The sequence below is a fragment of the Bacillus marasmi genome (genome assembly GCF_902168435.1).
Classification (GTDB): Bacteria; Bacillota; Bacilli; order Bacillales; family Cytobacillaceae; genus Bacillus_BU; species Bacillus_BU marasmi.
Genome location: NZ_LR656168.1, coordinates 241,334 through 259,350, shown reverse-complemented (window position 1 = coordinate 259,350; position 18,017 = coordinate 241,334). Strand labels below are relative to the sequence as shown.

The 18,017-nt window shown below is 38.5% G+C and carries 15 protein-coding genes; 13 read left to right on the top strand and 2 right to left on the bottom strand.

The features are described 5' to 3' along the window. Positions 1–261 precede the first annotated feature (261 nt). The 7 genes from FXW34_RS08750 to FXW34_RS08720 all read left to right on the top strand — a co-directional run bounded on the left by FXW34_RS08750 (position 262) and on the right by FXW34_RS08720 (position 10,350). Positions 262–918, top strand: coding sequence for an amino acid ABC transporter permease (locus FXW34_RS08750; RefSeq protein ID WP_147533593.1), 657 nt, complete (start codon positions 262–264; stop codon positions 916–918). Next, entirely contained in the window at positions 915–1,637 is a 723-nt protein-coding gene (locus FXW34_RS08745; RefSeq protein WP_147533592.1) for an amino acid ABC transporter ATP-binding protein, read from the top strand. The genes FXW34_RS08750 and FXW34_RS08745 overlap by 4 nt, the downstream gene beginning before the upstream one ends. Positions 1,638–1,947: 310 nt before the next feature. Further along, on the top strand, positions 1,948–3,240 hold the full coding sequence (locus tag FXW34_RS08740; protein ID WP_147533591.1) for a hypothetical protein: 1,293 nt from the start codon (positions 1,948–1,950) through the stop codon (positions 3,238–3,240). A gap of 272 nt (positions 3,241–3,512) precedes the next feature. Then, positions 3,513–5,372 carry a hypothetical protein gene (locus tag FXW34_RS22875; RefSeq protein WP_187118888.1) on the top strand — a complete coding sequence of 620 codons (1,860 nt, stop codon included), beginning with the start codon at positions 3,513–3,515 and terminating at the stop codon, positions 5,370–5,372. A 68-nt stretch (positions 5,373–5,440) separates the two neighbouring features. Next, a complete protein-coding gene (locus FXW34_RS08730; protein WP_147533590.1) occupies positions 5,441–7,135 on the top strand; it encodes a hypothetical protein in 1,695 nt (564 codons plus the stop codon). Positions 7,136–7,910: 775 nt separating this feature from the next. Continuing rightward, complete coding sequence (gene panE, locus FXW34_RS08725; protein ID WP_147533589.1) at positions 7,911–8,831, top strand: 2-dehydropantoate 2-reductase; 921 nt, start codon at positions 7,911–7,913, stop codon at positions 8,829–8,831. 364 nt (positions 8,832–9,195) lie between these two features. Continuing rightward, positions 9,196–10,350 (top strand): CaiB/BaiF CoA transferase family protein, encoded by a 1,155-nt coding sequence (locus tag FXW34_RS08720; protein WP_147533588.1) that lies wholly within the window; start codon positions 9,196–9,198, stop codon positions 10,348–10,350. Positions 10,351–10,849: 499 nt separating this feature from the next. Here the strand turns inward: FXW34_RS08720 and FXW34_RS08715 are convergent, their stop codons facing one another. Beyond that, positions 10,850–11,407 (bottom strand): hypothetical protein, encoded by a 558-nt coding sequence (locus FXW34_RS08715; RefSeq protein WP_147533587.1) that lies wholly within the window; start codon positions 11,405–11,407, stop codon positions 10,850–10,852. 455 nt (positions 11,408–11,862) lie between these two features. On the opposite strand from FXW34_RS08715, the gene FXW34_RS08710 reads away from it, so the two are divergent. The 6 genes from FXW34_RS08710 (at position 11,863) to FXW34_RS08685 (ending at position 17,166) form a co-directional block, all read left to right on the top strand. Beyond that, positions 11,863–12,624, top strand: coding sequence for a threonine/serine exporter family protein (locus FXW34_RS08710; RefSeq protein WP_425457411.1), 762 nt, complete (start codon positions 11,863–11,865; stop codon positions 12,622–12,624). A 29-nt stretch (positions 12,625–12,653) separates the two neighbouring features. After that, a complete protein-coding gene (locus FXW34_RS08705; protein WP_147533586.1) occupies positions 12,654–13,097 on the top strand; it encodes a threonine/serine exporter family protein in 444 nt (147 codons plus the stop codon). 238 nt (positions 13,098–13,335) lie between these two features. Continuing rightward, entirely contained in the window at positions 13,336–14,289 is a 954-nt protein-coding gene (locus FXW34_RS08700) for an ABC transporter permease (RefSeq protein WP_147533585.1), read from the top strand. Further along, positions 14,279–15,229 (top strand): iron chelate uptake ABC transporter family permease subunit, encoded by a 951-nt coding sequence (locus tag FXW34_RS08695; RefSeq protein ID WP_147533584.1) that lies wholly within the window; start codon positions 14,279–14,281, stop codon positions 15,227–15,229. Before FXW34_RS08700 ends, FXW34_RS08695 begins: the two co-directional genes overlap by 11 nt. After that, the gene (locus FXW34_RS08690) at positions 15,223–15,981 is read left to right on the top strand and encodes an iron ABC transporter ATP-binding protein (RefSeq protein ID WP_147533583.1); all 759 of its coding nucleotides are present in this window, start codon (positions 15,223–15,225) and stop codon (positions 15,979–15,981) included. Before FXW34_RS08695 ends, FXW34_RS08690 begins: the two co-directional genes overlap by 7 nt. Before the next feature lie 225 nt (positions 15,982–16,206). After that, a complete protein-coding gene (locus tag FXW34_RS08685) occupies positions 16,207–17,166 on the top strand; it encodes a siderophore ABC transporter substrate-binding protein (RefSeq protein WP_147533582.1) in 960 nt (319 codons plus the stop codon). Positions 17,167–17,239: 73 nt separating this feature from the next. Here FXW34_RS08685 and FXW34_RS08680 read toward each other — a convergent pair whose 3' ends face one another. After that, positions 17,240–18,013: a 5-oxoprolinase subunit PxpA gene (locus FXW34_RS08680; RefSeq protein WP_147533581.1), complete on the bottom strand. Its 774-nt coding sequence runs from the start codon at positions 18,011–18,013 to the stop codon at positions 17,240–17,242. Positions 18,014–18,017: the final 4 nt, after the last annotated feature.

Below are 18,017 nucleotides of genomic sequence, written 5' to 3'. Positions count from 1 at the left end.
CAATAATGAAATAACAGGCATACAAGTTTTATTTGTAATAAACATGAGATATACTTTGAATAACTATAAAAGTATATTTTAGGATAATAGTTTAATAAAGTTTTTTTATGCAAAACGTTGAATAAATAAACATTTGCGATTATAATAAATTATGCTCATATATAAACAAAAATACGAGAGACAATAATAATAAATAAATAAATTGCGTAACTCTAACTAATAGAGTGTTACGCAATTTTTTCGCTAAAAGGAGGGTGAAGAATGGATTTCAGATTTGATATCATTGCAGAATACGCACCTTTTTTTGTAAAAGGGACACTTCTGACAATTGGTTTTTCATTAGCAGGAATCTTAATAGGGTCAGTGTTAGGTTTATTGATAGGACTTGGGAAAATGATGAGGAACAAAATTCTCGCATTTCCATTTGATGTTTATATTACTTTTTTCCGGGGAACGCCATTATTCGTACAAATTTTATTAATTCATTTCGGAGTCGTACCGATCTTTACTGGAGAAACTAATGCGGTGGTAGCAGCAATTGTTGCATTATCGCTAAATTCAGCAGCATACATTTCTGAAATTTTTCGCGCAGGAATTCAATCAATTGATAATGGGCAAATGGAAGCTGCTCGTTCACTTGGGATGAATCATGTTCAAGCAATGCGCTTTGTTATTTTACCGCAAGCAATAAAACGAATGATTCCGCCGCTGGGAAATGAATTTGTTACTCTTATTAAAGAATCTTCATTGGCAGCTGTCATTGCGGCTCCGGAGCTTATGTATTGGGGTAGGGCAATGGCAGGACAATATTACCGGGTTTGGGAGCCGTATTTAATGGCTGCACTCATTTACCTTGTACTGACAATGTCGTTAACAGCGTTACTTAACCTCCTTGAAAGAAGGTTGAAAACACAATGATAAAGGTTGAAAAATTAAAAAAGTCTTTTGGTCAGCACGAGGTTTTAAAGGATATAAATGCTCATATTAAAGAAAAAGAAGTGGTTGTTGTAATCGGTCCATCGGGATCAGGGAAATCAACCTTTTTAAGATGTATCAATCTGCTGGAAACAATTAGTGGAGGACATATTTATATAGAAGGAGTCGACATCGCCGATAAGAAAACGGATATCAATAAAATCCGTACTGAGGTTGGCATGGTTTTTCAACAGTTTAATCTATTCCCGCACAAAAGTGTTATCGATAATATAACACTTTCACCGATGAAGGTTCGAAAAATGTCTAAGGAGAAGGCTGAAGCCATCGGAATGGAGCTTCTCCGAAAGGTTGGTTTGGAGGATAAAGCAAAAGCTTTCCCTGACTCCTTATCAGGCGGGCAGAAGCAACGTGTTGCAATTGCTCGTGCCTTAGCAATGGAACCAAAAATTATGCTATTTGATGAACCGACCTCTGCGCTCGATCCGGAAATGGTTGGTGAAGTGCTTGAGGTTATGAAGCAGTTGGCCAAAGAAGGTATGACAATGGTGGTCGTAACACATGAAATGGGCTTTGCCCGTGAGGTTGGAGATCGAGTCCTGTTCATGGATGGCGGCTATATTGTTGAAGAAAATACACCAGTTGAGCTCTTCGAGAATCCACAGCAAGAACGAACAAAATTGTTTTTAAGTAAGGTGTTATAAAATTATATAAATATAATAAAAATCACCAAAAGGAGCAGGAGTTTTCTGCTTCTTTTTTATTTAGGAAGGATTCGCAGAGTTTCGATAAACAACATACGCATAGTGGGTAGGTTATCGTAAAAAGGGAAATATATGTTACATTAACAATATTTTACAATAAAATCCAGCAAATGTGTCTGTTTTATTAAATTTTTTTGAGATATTAAAAATTTAATCTTTTTATTTTTCAGAATTGCTTGATTCGACAAAAGAATACATCTATTATCTACTCGAGTGATAAACATCACAAACCTTGGGGAGGGTTTACAAAGTGAGACATGAAGTAAAAAGTAAAAAATTTGTTAGTCGGGGAAAAGTTTTAGCAGTAAAGGTTTCAGCAATTGTTACTGCAGCTACGATTATGTTTGCTCCAATTCAAACATCTGCGGCATTACTACAAGGTTTAACGAAAGGTTTAACTGATACGACTTCACAATTAACAGGTGTAGTCGGTGGTGTACTGACAGATCCAGTTGGAACAGTTACAGGTGTTGTAAGCGATCCAGTCGGAACTGTATCAGGAGTAACACAACCTATTCTTGAACCAGTTGGTGGGGTAGTATCTGGTGTAGTAAAAACTGTCGATGGCGTTGTGCCTGGCGGGCTACAAAATCCTGGAGGATTACCAGTTTCTGTTGAACCACAAGACAAGGGTGCAGTTGTGAAAACACCAGTAGGTAATGTTGGAGTTCTTAATCCAGGTGTATCTGTAAATACACCAGTAGCAAATGTTGAAGTGTTAAATCCTGGAGTAAAGGTTGAAGTGTTGCCAAATGGTACTGGTGGACAAGGTGGTACTTCTGGCTTGGTTAATACTACTCTGTTAACCAATCAAATATTAACTGGAACTCCATCATCATTAGATTCATTTTCTAAAAAGATTACTTTAAATTATTCTGGTGAAGGTGTACTAGATCTTGGTGTTTTAGAAGATATTAAAGTTGTATTTAAAATGCCAGACGAATTTGCGAGCCTATTAAAGGATCCAAACTTCAAAAAATCTTTAACTGCATCATACGATGTTCCTACAATTAGTGTTCTAGGTCTTGACCTATTAAAAAGCAAAGGATCATTTAGTGCAGATCAAATTCATATCGATGCAGCAACAAACAGTGTTTATATGAATTATTCAGATTTACTTCGACTAACTCTATTACCACAATCGATTTATAATTTTACACTTGAAATCGCTCTAGACAAGCTTCCATGTGCTGTTGATAACGAATATACGTTTAATGCATACACTTCTAATGCATTCATTGATGTATCTGTTTTAGAATCACAAGCAGCAGCACTTAGCGTTCCAGTTAAGTTTTCTAAAGGGGAATGTCCAAAAGACGATGATAGTGTAACACCACCAGGTGGAAACAACGGTGGAAATAATGACGGTAATACTGATAAGCCTGGCGCTACAGGAAATAATCCTGGAACTAATAATGGTGGATTAGGTAATTTATTACCAATCACAAATACTAACATTGCCAATATCGGATTACTAGGTTTATTAACTGTAATAGCCGGAATTTTAATTAAAATGCTAGGATTTAAGAAAGCTGTACATTAAGCAATAAGTAATTAAAGGGCAGGGGAATATTCCCCTGCTCTTTTTTGCGTGTAACATATGATGCTATCGGTTTTATTATTTTATATTATCATGATGGAAAAATTGTAAAAATAGGTAAATATTGTAAAAATGTGACAATATCAGTAATTTTTTCAAAAAATCTAAAAAATTTACAAAATACACCAATTCAAACCTTGAAACGACAGAATATTATGCCTATTATGGCTTTGGAGTGACGAAAATCACATAAATTTCCAGGGAGGGGTTTATTGGTGAGTAAGAAAAATGTTGATTACAAGAAAAGGATGAACAAGCGAAAGGCTGCCTTAGCATTGCGTGTAGCTGCTGTTTTAGCCACAACAACCTTGGCGATAACACCACAAAATGCGGGTGCTGCCGCAGTAGAAACTAGGTCTTTGTTGTTAGGTACAGGGATTGTACAACCTTCACAATCTCCGTTGGTGAATGCAGGGGTTAACTTAAATGTACCTATACCACCATTATTTCCAGAGCTTCCAATTCCGGGGTTACCTACTAATGCAACGGTATTGGATCATCAATCATTAACAGGTGGAATGGATCCAGTAACACATAAAATTACGATGGATTATAGTGGTTCAAAGTTAATTGGAGCATCAGCTTTTCAAAATGCAAAGTTAATTATTCAAATGCCAGAAGAGTTTGCTGAATTATTAGCAGACCCTGATTTTATTAATTCTATTACTGCAAACTACACATATAGTAGTCTACTATCTTTAGGTATCGTAACTGAGGGAACTTTTGAACCTGGAGAACTTAAGGTGGATTTAGATAAAGGATTAATCTATTTTGAAATTGGTCATATTTTAGCATTAGCAGAGGTTGATGCTGAATTTACATTACATTTAGAAATTCCTATGAATTCACTTCCAGAAGCAGAGGATGGCCTTTATACCTTTATTGCAGATACAAATGATCAAGTTGTTGAAGTAGAAATTTTACCTAACCAAAACAATCAATTAGATATTCCAGTTCCAAACGATGATAGCGACGCAGACGCAGACGCAGATGCAGATGCAGATGCGGATGCGGATGCTGACGCCGATGCTGACGCTGACGCGGATGCTGACGCGGATGCCGACGCGGATGCTGACGCCGATGCTGACGCCGATGCGGATGCCGACGCCGATGCGGATGCTGACGCCGATGCGGATGCTGACGCCGATGCGGATGCTGACGCTGATGCAGATGCGGATGCTGACGCTGATGCGGATGCGGATGCGGATGCGGATGCTGACGCTGATGCGGATGCCGACGCGGATGCAGATGCGGATGCTGACGCGGATGCAGATGCGGATGCTGACGCCGATGCAGATGCCGATGCAGATGCGGATGCCGACGCTGATGCAGATGCGGATGCTGACGCCGACGCCGATGCGGATGCCGACGCGGATGCAGATGCCGATGCGGATGCAGATGCGGATGCGGATGCCGACGCCGATGCAGACGCCGATGCGGATGCGGATGCGGATGCTGATGCTGACGCGGATGCTGACGCGGATGCTGACGCCGACGCCGATGCGGATGCCGATGCAGATGCTGACGCCGATGCGGATGCGGATGCTGACGCCGATGCCGACGCGGATGCTGACGCCGATGCGGATGCGGATGCGGATGCGGACGCTGATGCCGACGCCGATGCTGATGCCGACGCCGACGCCGACGCAGATGCTGACGCAGATGCTGACGCAGATGCCGATGCTGACGCAGATGCTGACGCGGATGCGGACGCCGATGCAGACGCCGACGCCGATGCGGATGCGGATGCTGACGCGGATGCGGACGCTGATGCCGATGCCGACGCCGATGCAGACGCCGATGCCGACGCGGATGCTGACGCGGATGCAGATGCCGACGCGGATGCTGACGCGGATGCTGACGCGGATGCTGACGCCGACGCGGATGCCGATGCTGACAAAGATCAAGATAATGATACAAAACCAGACACCAAAACTGACAAAAAGGATGTCAAATCTTCAGGGAATAAACTTCCAGTCACAGCCACCAACACCACGAATCTTGGATTACTAGGTTTGGCAACTGCGTTAATGGGACTTGCTACAAGATTGTTCAACCGTAAGAAAGCAAACTAAGACAAAAGCAAATACCCACAGTAAGTTTGTGGGTATTTGCCATTTTCTAAAATAAAAGAGGTAATATGATGAAAACAATAGTGAAGCTTAGAAGTAACAATGCGCTTGAACAGTATAAACAACAAATGAAAGTTTTTAAAGAAAAAATAACTCCTCATTTTCAAACCCTACAAACTCAATTATCTACACAACAAAAAACAGCCATTTTTCTCTCAATTGGAAGTCGTGAAATGCGAGCTGTTGTATTTAGCGGAACAGGTAATCAGTTAGAGACATCCTGGAAAAATGCATCAGATAAAGCTGGTAAATACATAAAAAAGCATAACTATAAACCTGATTGGATTAAGGCAGATATCATTACGCAACAAGAGGAAATCTCAATTGTAGACTTTATTACAAAAATCACAAAAACGCGCTCAAACTATTTTCGATACGGATTTTCACTAGATTCTGATTTTAACCTGGCATTTATAGAACAAGAGGTAAATGCTAATGCATTTATCAAATTTGACAAAGAGCATAACCGTGCGTATTTAAGCGAAGATAACATGAATTATTATTGTAATCATTATCGGAATTTGAAAGGGAAAATAAATTTTAATGCTGTAAAAGGGATTGTTTTATTCACGACTACTAGTTACTTTTTTGATGGGGAATTCTTGGAACTTGAAGCTTCGTTACTTAGTAATGGAAGAAGAAAAGCTCCTAGCTTGGATCGTGAAGACGTTCTGGATATAGTTCGAAAATCATCTCAATTCCTTGCAAATCAAGTCCAAAACAATGGCAAGTATATCTATGGTTACTTCCCTTGCTTCAATAAAAAGATTAATTTTTACAATATATTACGGCATGCAAGCTCCACATATGCTTTAAACGAAGCATACGAGATGTCGCAATCGCCAGAATTGATTCAACCGATTCGAAAAGCACTTGAGTATCTTGAACTGGAGGCAATTGCTAAATACAATCAAGATGGAAAAATTCTTGCTTATGTTCAGGAAAAATCCAGCGATTCCGAAATAAAACTAGGGGCAAATGCTGCAGCTATTCTTGCATACTCAAAATATACAAAAGTTTTCAAGGATGAGAAGTATTTACCATTAATGAGGCAATTAGCCGCAGGCATTGAAAAAATGCAAAACCCGGAAACTGGACAATTCATTCATATTTTAAATCCGGATTTATCCGTGAAGGAAGCATTTAGAATTATTTATTATGATGGGGAAGCGGCTTTTGCTTTGATGAGACTATACGAACTAGACCGTAACCCAAAATGGCTCGAAATCGTTGAAAAGGCCTTTAACTATTTTATAGAAAATAACTATTGGAAGCATCACGACCATTGGCTCAGTTACTGTACAAACGAATTAACGCAATATAAACCGCTCGATAAATATTTTCGCTTTGGATTAGATAATGTGAAGGACAAATTAACCTTTATGATGGAACGGGAAACAACCTATCCAACCTTTTTGGAATTAACAACCGCAGCATACAAAATGATTAATAGAATAAAAGAATTAAACAAGCATGAATTGCTATCAGATTTTGATGAAGAACGGCTTTTAGCTGTTATTCATCATCGAGCACATTATCAATTAAATGGGTTTTTCTTCCCTGAAGTTGCGATGTATTTTGCCAACCCAGGTAAAATTTTAAATGGATTCTTTATTCGCCATCATTCTTTCCGATGCAGAATTGATGATGTGGAGCATAATATCTCAGGTTATTGCAGTTATGTGAAAGATGTATTGAAATCCTAATAATAATGTAGGGGATGGGGACACTGAATGTTGAGCGCAATATGTGCCCTTCTTGCTGAGTACCCATCGGAAATGGGCACGTAGAGTCTCTATACGTGCCCATTTTGCCGAGTTCCCATCGTATTTGGTCACGTAGAAACGGTATACGTGCCCATTTGGCTGAGTTCCTATCAAATTTGGTCACGTAGAAAAAGTATACGTGCCCATTTGGCTGAGTTCCTATCGTATTTGGTCACGTAGAAAAAGTATACGTGCCCAATTTGCTGGGTTCCTATCGTATTTGGTCACGTAGAAAAAGTATACGTGCCCATTTTGCCGAGTTCCCATCGGAATTGGTCACGTAGAAAAAGTATACGTGCCCATTTTGCCGAGTTCCCATCGGAATTGGTCACGTAGAAAAAGTATACGTGCCCATTTTGCCGAGTTCCCATCGGAATTGGTCACGTAGAAAAAGTATACGTGCCCATTATGCTGAGTCCCCATCGGAATTGGTCACATAGAGTCTCTATACGTGCCCAATTGTCAGAGTTTCCATCGGAATTGGTCACGTAGAATCCCAATACGTGCCCATTTTGCTGAGCTTCCATCGAAATAGGTCACGTAGAAACGGTATACGTGCCCATATGTCTGAGTTTTCATCACATTTGGTCACGTAGAGTCAACTTCATTTATTTTCCCAACAATTTGCATATCTCTATAATATTAATGAAATTTACCCTTATAATAGGATTATTGAGAAACTGTTAAATTTACTAATTCTATTAGGAGGTATTGAATGAGAGTTTTAGTTGTCGGAGCAGGAGCCGTGGGTGGTTATTTTGGCGGCCGTTTAGTTGAAAAAGGCGAGGATGTTACTTTTTTAGTAAGAGAGAATCGTAAAAAGCAATTAGAGAAGAATGGGCTAGTCATCAAGAGTATAAACGGAGATGTTACGCTACAACCAAAGACAATCTCGGCAGGTGATCAAGCGGAAGCGTTTGATGTTATACTTCTTTCCACGAAAGCCTATCACCTCCAAGGGGCAATAGATAGCATCAAACCGTTTGTTAGTGAAAAAACCATGATTGTCCCCCTATTAAATGGAATTATCCAAGTGGAAAAATTAATAGAAACATTTGGTGATGAAAAAGTACTAGGTGGTTTGTGTTTTATCGAATCAACCTTAAATGCTGAAGGTGATGTTGTTCAAACTAGCCCAGCTCACACACTCATGTTTGGAGAACGGAATGGTGAAATAACTGAACGTGTTCAAAAACTAGCATCAACTTTTGAAGGTACGAAAGCAAACTTCCGTCTCAGACAAAATATTATGCAGGAAATGTGGCATAAATATATGTTCATTACTGCCATGTCGGGCATGACCACATTAATGCGAGCTCCGATGGGCCCAATTCGTGAGGAGCCAACTGGAGCTGAGTTAATCAAAAAGTTATTCGATGAAATTGCTGCAGTTATGAACAAAATCGAAGCACCTCTAATGGAAAATGCTGTTGATGTAGAACTCGAAAAATTCTACAAGGTTGGATACGGAATGAAGTCTTCAATGCAACGTGATATGGAAAAAGGCTTATCAATTGAAGCCGATCATTTACAAGGTTACTTAATCTCCAAAGCAAAGGAATATGGAATTTCAGTTCCAGTGCTTGAAACGATTTATGCAAATTTGAAAATATATGAAAGCCAATTAAATAAATAATAGTATGCGTAGAGATAAAGTCGCTCCATTGTATTGGGCGGCTTTTTCTAATGTAAGGATTTACGGAATGGAGCCCGCTCCCTCGAAAAAAAGGCCCAAGTGGTAACCATAGAAAGCGAATGATTACCGCTCCCTCGAAAAAACGCCCAAGCGGTAACTAAAGATCATGAATGAAACCCGCAAACCCCATAGATGTCCCTAAAACCAAAGCACCCACGACCACCCCAATAAAATCCTGTCAAAAAAACTGTCGAATGTTTGGGTATTAAATTTTCTAAAAAATCAGTAAATTCATTGTAAAATAAAGACAAGTAACTAAAAACGGAACTAGACCGAAACATATTTGAAAGGTAGGCTAGCACGAATGCTATCGAATATTAGAATTTTAGATTTCAGCAATTATATTCCAGGACCTTTTGCGACACTAAGATTAGCAGAACTTGGCGCAGAGGTTATTAAAATTGAATCCTTAACTGGAGATTTAGCCAGAATCACTGAAGTAATTGGTGATAAGGAAGGCCCTGTATTCAGAGCAATGAATCGCAACAAAAAAAGCCTAGCAGTTAACCTAAAAACAGCAGAAGGCAAGGAAATTGTTCAGCAAATGATAAAAAAATCAGACGTAATCGTTGAAAGCTTCAGACCTGGTGTAATGGACAAGCTTGGTCTAGGTTACGAAGCAGTAAAAGAACTTAAACAAGAAATAGTCTATTGCTCGATTACTGGCTATGGACAAGAGGGGGATCTGAGCAAATTAGGAAGTCACGATCTAAACTTTTTATCGTTAAGCGGAGTCCTGTCACAAATGAAAAATAGTCACGGTGAGCCAATCCATCCGACCATCACTTTTGCGGATTACATCGGAGCATTTGCTGCTAGTGAACGAATTCTTACTGGTATCATCTCAAAGCAACAAACAGGAAAGGGAAGCTATCATTCTATTTCAGTAACTGATGTGATGACCTCAATTATGGTCAATCACGCAGTAGTAGCAGAGGAAACAGGCTTTGGACAAGGGTTATCTGTATTAAATGGAACGATGATCTCTTATGCCATCTATCCAACCAAGGATAGGCGGTTTGTGGGCTTTGGTGCATTAGAATTTAAATTCTGGGAAAACTTTTGTCATGCAGTCAATCGTCCAGAATGGATTAGCGCTCATGGAACAGAGGCAAACGAAAGTAATCCGGTTTACCTCGAGGTCAAGGATTTATTTTTACAAAAAACATTGGAGGAATGGGCAGCGTTCGGTCGTGGGGTGGATTGCTGTTTGACTCCGATTCTCGAAATTAATGAACTTAAAGGTTATGGAAATCAAAATGTTTATACTGCTGCGTGGGGGGATGAGCAAGTGAAGATGCATGGTGATTTAAAGCAGAAGAACCAAACTCCGCCTCCGAAGCTTGGAGAGCACAGCATTGATATCGTCAGTAAGCTCCTCGATAAATCCGAAGAACAAGTTAAGGAATGGGAGAAAAAAGGAATCCTTAAGAGTGAAATATCGAAGCTATTGAAATAATTTTATCTAGACAACGCGTAATAAAACAATTAGTTTGGGACATAAGTATTTCAACTAAATAAAAAAAACGAACTATCGTGCGAAATTTTAACTTTGAATTTCCCGATAGTTCGATTTTTTTTCCTATTTACAATGGACACTACCTTGAACTAACTGTGGATAACATTGATGTGAAAAATTTTTTGCATGTGGATCTGGTAACCCAAATGTTGATTTCCTTGTGTATGAAAATAAAGGGAATAATTCCGCTTATTTTGAGAAATATGGTATTTTTGCTAAGAATAAAGGGAGTTTTTCCACTTATTTCATAAAAATCACTGGATTTTGCCTTTTGGGGAGTAGTTAAGCGGAAATTCTCCTCTTATTTCATCTCAATTGGCACCCCTTAGGTACAATAACGGGAAATTCTCCGCTTATTCTCATACCTACATGTAAAATCAACACTGAACTTTAATCATACGATTTTAGTTTTGTCCTAGCTTCTTTAAAATATAATAAGTTAAGAGGCAAAAATATGAACAACACCTATAAACATAGCAAACACGATTAAAATGGTATGGGTTGTTCGAAGGCTTTTCGCTTTTTTATTTTTGAATAATACAGCACCAATGAGACCAGCAATCAGCATTAATACCACAGAACCAAGTCCGATGATGCCGTCACCTTCTAGTTCGCCCTCACTAACATACATCGTAATACCGTGGAAAATACTTAAGCCAAGAGCGATGATTCCAATTGGAATATGAAATTTCCCAAAAAACTTCGTAAGTGAAATATAGCCTTTTTTTGCTTCTGGGAAATTAGTCGTAACTGTTTTCATCGATCTTCTAAGCGGGAAAATGATGCCTGCAATTCCCATAGCAATAATTGTTCCCCAACCTATAGTTTCTCCTAATTCCTCGTAAGGACCATCTTTTTCGTGTTCCTCGCCTTCTTCATACTGTTCATATTTCTCGTAGTCATCATCATCTGCAGAGACAACGTTGCTTCCAGTTAGTCCAAAATTCAAAGCAAACATAAAAAACAAAGCCAAGAGCGCCATTTGCAAAGTTTTCATTAAAAAAGCCTCCCTGTATACCTTAGTTGTCTGTAGATTACTCCTTGTACATGAAAAAAGTCTGAAAAAAGGGGCAGTAAACAAATTTAATTCCAAAAAAAAATAGCTAAGGAAAAATATGTTTTCCTTAGCTAAACAGTTAGGGGATAAAGTGAGTCTATATTTTTCGGAAATTGAGTGGCGGGGAAAATGTTTTACTAAAATAATCCACCCAATAACACAAGCATAGCTGTTGCCACCACTCCTGTAATACCTGAAAATACAAATTTGAATCTTTCCATTTTATATACCACCTTTTCGTTTTGTTATTATTATCATAATTTGCAAATCTGACAATTCTATGAATTTTCTATAATAATCTAGACAAAATCGATTTCTCCGAATCATCATTGTTCAATAACCTTACTTAGGTTAAACTACTATTATTGTGATATAGAAAAGTCAAGGTGAAAATAGTGGAAGAAAATGTCGAACAAACATATGAAATACTGGACCTATGCTTATTAGCTGGGAAAATAATGCTCCAAAATGGGGCAGAGACGTATCGGGTTGAAGACACAATGATGCGAATGGCAAAAGCATTAGGCATACCTGAAACACATAGCTATGTAACGCCAACGGGAATCTTCTTTTCAGCAGAGGGTGCTGAACCTACAAAAACGAGATTGATTCGGATTGCCGACAGAACAACTGATTTAAGGAAAGTTACTTTAGTTAATAATATATCTAGGCAAATTGCTGCCGGTGAAATCACGTTTAAATATGCGCATCAATCACTCAAGGAAATTGAAGTTGATGCCCATTCCTTTTCATTGTTTGTGCGAACGGTAGCTGCTGCTGTTGCCAGCGGTTGTTTTTTAATAATGTTCAAAGGTGGTTGGAGTGATTTTGTTCCAGCAATGGTTTCAGGAGGAGTTGGCTATTTTAGCTCGGTGTATTTACATAAATTGGTGCCGATCAAATTTTTCTCGGAATTTACAGCATCCTTTCTGTTAGGCCTAATTGCCTTTATTTTTGTAAAAATAGGGATAGGGTCTGAGCTCGATAAGATTATTATTGGCTCAGTCATGCCATTAGTTCCCGGGCTCTTACTAACTAACGCGGTACGTGATTTAATGGCAGGGCACCTAGTTTCAGGTTTATCCAAGGGTGCAGAGGCGATGCTGACTGCATTTGCAATTGGATCGGGTATTGCAATTGTCTTATCCTTTCTATAAAAATGATAAATAGGGGGAAGTTTACATTCATGATGATTATTGAACAACTCCTCACTAGTTTTATATCAACAGCAGGCTTTGGAATATTGTTTAATGTTCCAAAACAAACCTTGTTGAAATGTGGGTTGGTTGGAATGTTGGGATGGATCATGTACGTCATATTGGTGAAAGAAGGCGTAGATGTTGTTATGGCCACCTTGGCAGCGTCCTTTTTTGTCGCTGTCATCAGCCAGATTTTTGCCAAACGCTATAAAAGCCCAGTGATTATCTTTAGTGTAGCAGGTATTATTCCACTTGTTCCTGGTGGTTTGGCTTATGATACTATGCGCCATTTTGTTGAAAACGACTACAATACAGCGATTACCCTTGCGGCAAAGGCGACAATGCTGTCAGGAGCGATTGGGATGGGGCTCGTGTTTTCTGAAGTGGTGAACCAGACCATACGCAACACAAAATTTAGCATTCATCGATAATGCCATTTTGAAAAAACACTAAAGACCAAAATGTCTTTAGTGTCTTCTTTTTTTAAAAATCAAAAAACTCCATTGACAGCGCAAAACATCCTATGTATAGTAATAATGTAATGTAAATGAGAATGAATTTCATTCCCGAACAACTCATCAGAAATGATGCTTTTTTTAAAGGTTCAAATGAGAATCAATCTCATTAACAAACAAGACTCCTCTGATTTTCAGAAAGGTGAGGAACGATTTGAAATTAAGGTTTTTATTAATTGGATTAATCATACTAAGCTTTGCATCACTCTTTATTGGCGTAAGTAATATCTCACCGCTAGATTTGATTCATTTTAAGGAAGAGGAGACGCAAGTATTTTTAGTGAGTAGGGTTCCGCGCTTGGTCAGTATTATTATTGCGGGTATGAGCATAAGTATAAGTGGTTTGATTATGCAACAATTGAGCCGGAATAAATTTGTATCACCAACAACTGCTGGAACAGAGGATTCTGCAAAGCTTGGTATTCTCGTGGCGCTGTTAGTATTCACATCAGCTAGTCCGCTAGAAAAAATGTTTGTGGCATTTGTATTTGCGCTTCTAGGAACCTTTTTGTTTATGAAAATATTAGAAAAAATCAAATTTAAGGATGTTATCTTTATTCCGCTGGTCGGCTTAATGTTTGGTAACATCATCGATTCGATTACGACGTTTTTCGCTTATAAAAATGACTTGATTCAAAATATTTCATCCTGGCTGCAAGGTGATTTTTCAATGATTATTGCCGGTCAATATGAATTAATTTACATAAGTATTCCCCTAGTAATTATTGCATACCTTTATGCGAATAAGTTTACCGTTGCTGGGATGGGAGAAGAATTTGCGGTGAATCTGGGATTGAACTATAAGTTTATTGTCAATCTCGGGTTAATGATTGTCGCTCTTGTAACCGCTGTTGTGATCTTAACTGTTGGTATGATTCCGTTTCTTGGTTTGGTTGTCCCGAACATCGTTAGTCTTTATCAAGGAGATAATTTAAAAAAGAGCCTTACTCATACTGCGGTACTTGGTGCTGTGTTCTTGCTAGCCTGTGATGTTCTCGGACGTTTGATTATCTTCCCGTTTGAAATCCCAATTGGACTAACGGTAGGAGTCATTGGCAGCGGCATCTTTATTTACATGTTAATGAGGAGAAGGGCATATGCACAATAAATTAAAAACTACGATTCTTGTAATAATCTCGCTTGCCCTGATTGCCGTTTTTGTTTTTACAGATGTAGGAACTCAATGGGATTATGTTTTACCAAAACGCGGATTAAAAATATTGGCGATTGTCCTTACTGGTGCAGCGATTGGTATTTCAACTTTGGTGTTCCAAACAATTACGAACAATCGCATATTAACTCCGAGCATCATTGGACTTGATTCACTTTACATGCTCATTCAAACTTTGCTAGTTTTTGTATTTGGTTCAGGTAATCTTACGCTGATGAATAAAAATGTTAATTTTATCCTTTCGATTGCTTTAATGGTTATGTTCTCAGGTATTCTTTATAAGGTTTTATTTAAGCGTGAAGGAAACAATATTTATTTTCTGCTTTTAATTGGTTTGATATTTGGGACATTGTTTCAAAGTTTATCTTCATTTATGCAAGTCATGATTGACCCAAATGAATTTTTACTGATTCAAGATAAGATGTTTGCGAGCTTCAATAACATCAAGACAGAGCTCCTTTATTTATCAGTATTTTTGATAGTAGCAGTGTGTATTTATGGGTATCGCTTTTTTAAATATTTGGATGTTATGTCACTTGGCAAAGAACAGGCTGTTAATCTTGGTGTTGACTATGATTATGTTGTAAAACGATTATTGATTGTCATTGCAATATTAATTTCAATCTCCACTGCCCTTGTAGGACCGATTACATTTTTGGGATTGCTTGTGGTGAATGTCGCATATCAATTTTTCAATACTTACAAACATTCATATTTAATAATTGGTACGATTTTACTAAGTATTATTGCTTTAGTTGGAGGCCAGCTAATCGTTGAACGTGTATTTACTTTCTCAACGACGCTAAGTGTCATTATTAACTTTATAGGTGGAGTGTACTTTATCTATCTTCTATTAAAGGAGAATAAAAAATGGTAGATGTAAAAAAAGTTACAAAGCTGTTTGGAAATAAAAAAGTCGTTGATGATGTGACGGTGAAAATTGAAAAAGGGACGATTACAACCTTTATCGGTCCGAATGGAGCAGGGAAGAGTACCTTGCTATCGATGGTCAGTCGTTTAGTTTCGAAAGACACAGGTGAAATACTGATTGATAATGTAGAGCTAAGTAAAACAAAAAGCAGTGAACTGGCTAAAAAGCTATCAATCTTAAAGCAATCCAATGTCATTAACTTGCGTCTCACCATTAAAGAGCTAGTGTCTTTTGGGAGATTTCCATACTCACAAGGCAAGTTAACGAAGGAAGACTGGAAGTTTGTAGACGAAGCGATTCAGTATATGGGGCTACAGGACATTCAAGATAAATACCTTGATGAATTAAGTGGGGGTCAAAAGCAACGAGCGTTTATTGCGATGGTCCTTGCTCAAGACACAGAATATATTTTACTTGATGAACCATTAAATAATTTAGATATGAAGCATTCTGTGCAAATCATGAAAGTATTACGCCGCATGGTCGATGAATTAGGCAAGACGATTGTCATTGTGATTCACGATATTAATTTCGCGTCTTGTTATTCCGACTATATTGTAGCTCTTAAGGATGGAAAGGTGGTGAAGGAAGGAAAAGCCCAGGAGATTATCACGCCTGAAGCTTTAAGTGAAATTTATGATATGAACTTTGATATTAAAAATATCAACAACAATCGAATTGCCGTTTATTACTCGTAGAAAAGCGGAGGCGGCTCGTTCAGGGGCGACAAGCATAAGACGAGCTGGCTAGAAGGTCGTTCTTTGACCTTCTTGACGGAATGGCTTATGACCTCGAGCCCCTAGCCGCCGGAGCTGGACAATTTCAACGAAAAATGGCAATAAAAATGGCGCCAGCTGTGGGGGCATGGCGCCAAAAAAAGTAAATCAAAAAAACTTACTACTTAAAATTTTAGAGGTGGAAAAATGAAACGTCAACTATTATTATTAATTATCGCAATCATTGCACTTATCGCTACAGCATGCAGCTCTAATGAAACATCAAAAGAGACAAGCACTGACAATGCTAAAAAAACAGAAAAAGTAGAAGAAATCGTTGTGAAGCATCAATTTGGAGAAACAAAAGTAAAACAAAACCCAGAAAAAGTTGTTGTGTTCGACTTTGGTACATTAGATACATTAGATGCATTAGGTGTTGAGGTAGCAGGTTTGCCAAAGGATTATGTTCCTACGTATCTATCTAAATACAAGGATGATAAATATGCGAATCTTGGTGCAGCAAAAGAACCAGATTTTGAGAAAATTAACGAATTACAACCTGATTTAATTATTATTGCTGGTAGACAACAAGAACTGTATGATAAGTTCGCAGAAATTGCTCCTACAGTGTATATGGCCGTTGATACAACAAAATATATGGAATCATTTAAAGAGAATGTAACAACACTAGGTAAGATCTTTGATAAAGAGAATGAAGTCAAAGCGGAAGTAGAAAAAATTGAAAAGTCAGTGGCTGCATTAAATGAAAAAGGGTCTAAATTAAATAAAAAGGCGCTAATTATTTTAGCCAATGATGGAAAAGTAAGTGCGTACGGCAAAAATTCACGCTTTGGTATTATTCATGATGAATTTGGGATTTCCCCTGTTGATGAAAGCATTGAAGTATCAACTCACGGGCAAAGTATCTCATTTGAATACATTGCAGAAAAAAATCCTGATTACTTGTTTGTTGTAGACCGTGGGGCGGTGGTTGTTGGTGGAGAATCATCAGCGAAGCAAATTGTTGAAAATAGCTTAGTGAAAAAGACGAACGCTGTTAAAAATGGAAAAGTAATCTATCTAGATGCAAATTATTGGTATACCTCTGGTGGCGGACTAGTATCTGTTGCGGAAATGGTGAAGGAAGTAGAAGCAGCAATTAAATAGTTTATAAAAAAGCTGGCTTATCGGTTTGAAACCTAAGCCAGCTTTTTTGGTTTGTGATAATGACGCCTGATCATTACTTTTTTATGAAGTTACCAATTTTTGACATAGCAATTCCGGCTTCTTGTAGTGCTGTGGAGATTGATTTTGCATAATGTAAAGCGTGTTCTCCATCGCCATGGATGCAGATTGTATCAGCTTTAATCGGAATATCATTTCCTTGGATTGACGCAACCTGGCCGTCTTTTATCATCCGAACTACTTGATTAATGGCAGCCTGATGATCTTTAATAAGGGCATTCTCTTGACTGCGCGGTGTTAATGAGCCGTCGAGCTGATAGGTGCGATCAGAAAAAACTTCATTAGCCGTATGGAGTCCGATTCGCTGTCCTGCTTTAATGAGCTCACTTCCAGCTAACCCAAATAATATAAGCTCAGGGTCAACCTTATATATAGCCTCGGCAATCGCCTCTGCCAACTGCTTGTTTTTCGCAGCCATATTGTAAAGGGCACCGTGTGGTTTAACATGATCAAGCTTACTTCCTTCCGATTTAACAAATGCATGAAGGGCGCCAATTTGATAGACGACTAAATCGTAAGCTTCCTGCGGTGTGATGTCGATATTCTTCCTTCCAAATCCAACTAAATCCTGAAAGCCAGGATGGACGCCAATGCCAACGTTTTTAGCTAGTGCCATTTTGACTGTCTTTCGCATTGTTGAAGGGTCGCCAGCATGAAACCCACAGGCGATATTAGCGGAGGTAATAAAATCAAGAATCTCTTCGTCATTTCCGATTTTATAAGCACCAAAGCTTTCGCCCATATCACAATTTATATCTACCATATGCATGGAA

Excerpts from the sequence above, each read along its gene's own strand:
- FXW34_RS08690 (WP_147533583.1), top strand. The coding sequence starts at position 15,223 with ATGGTAGATGTAAAAAAAGTTACAAAGCTGTTTGGAAATAAAAAAGTC.
- FXW34_RS08750 (WP_147533593.1), top strand. The coding sequence starts at position 262 with ATGGATTTCAGATTTGATATCATTGCAGAATACGCACCTTTTTTTGTA.
- FXW34_RS08745 (WP_147533592.1), top strand. The coding sequence starts at position 915 with ATGATAAAGGTTGAAAAATTAAAAAAGTCTTTTGGTCAGCACGAGGTT.
- FXW34_RS08695 (WP_147533584.1), top strand. The coding sequence starts at position 14,279 with ATGCACAATAAATTAAAAACTACGATTCTTGTAATAATCTCGCTTGCC.
- FXW34_RS08685 (WP_147533582.1), top strand. The coding sequence starts at position 16,207 with ATGAAACGTCAACTATTATTATTAATTATCGCAATCATTGCACTTATC.
- FXW34_RS08680 (WP_147533581.1), bottom strand. The coding sequence starts at position 18,013 with ATGCATATGGTAGATATAAATTGTGATATGGGCGAAAGCTTTGGTGCT.
- FXW34_RS08720 (WP_147533588.1), top strand. The coding sequence starts at position 9,196 with ATGCTATCGAATATTAGAATTTTAGATTTCAGCAATTATATTCCAGGA.
- FXW34_RS08705 (WP_147533586.1), top strand. The coding sequence starts at position 12,654 with ATGATGATTATTGAACAACTCCTCACTAGTTTTATATCAACAGCAGGC.
- FXW34_RS08730 (WP_147533590.1), top strand. The coding sequence starts at position 5,441 with ATGAAAACAATAGTGAAGCTTAGAAGTAACAATGCGCTTGAACAGTAT.
- FXW34_RS08715 (WP_147533587.1), bottom strand. The coding sequence starts at position 11,407 with ATGAAAACTTTGCAAATGGCGCTCTTGGCTTTGTTTTTTATGTTTGCT.
- panE (WP_147533589.1), top strand. The coding sequence starts at position 7,911 with ATGAGAGTTTTAGTTGTCGGAGCAGGAGCCGTGGGTGGTTATTTTGGC.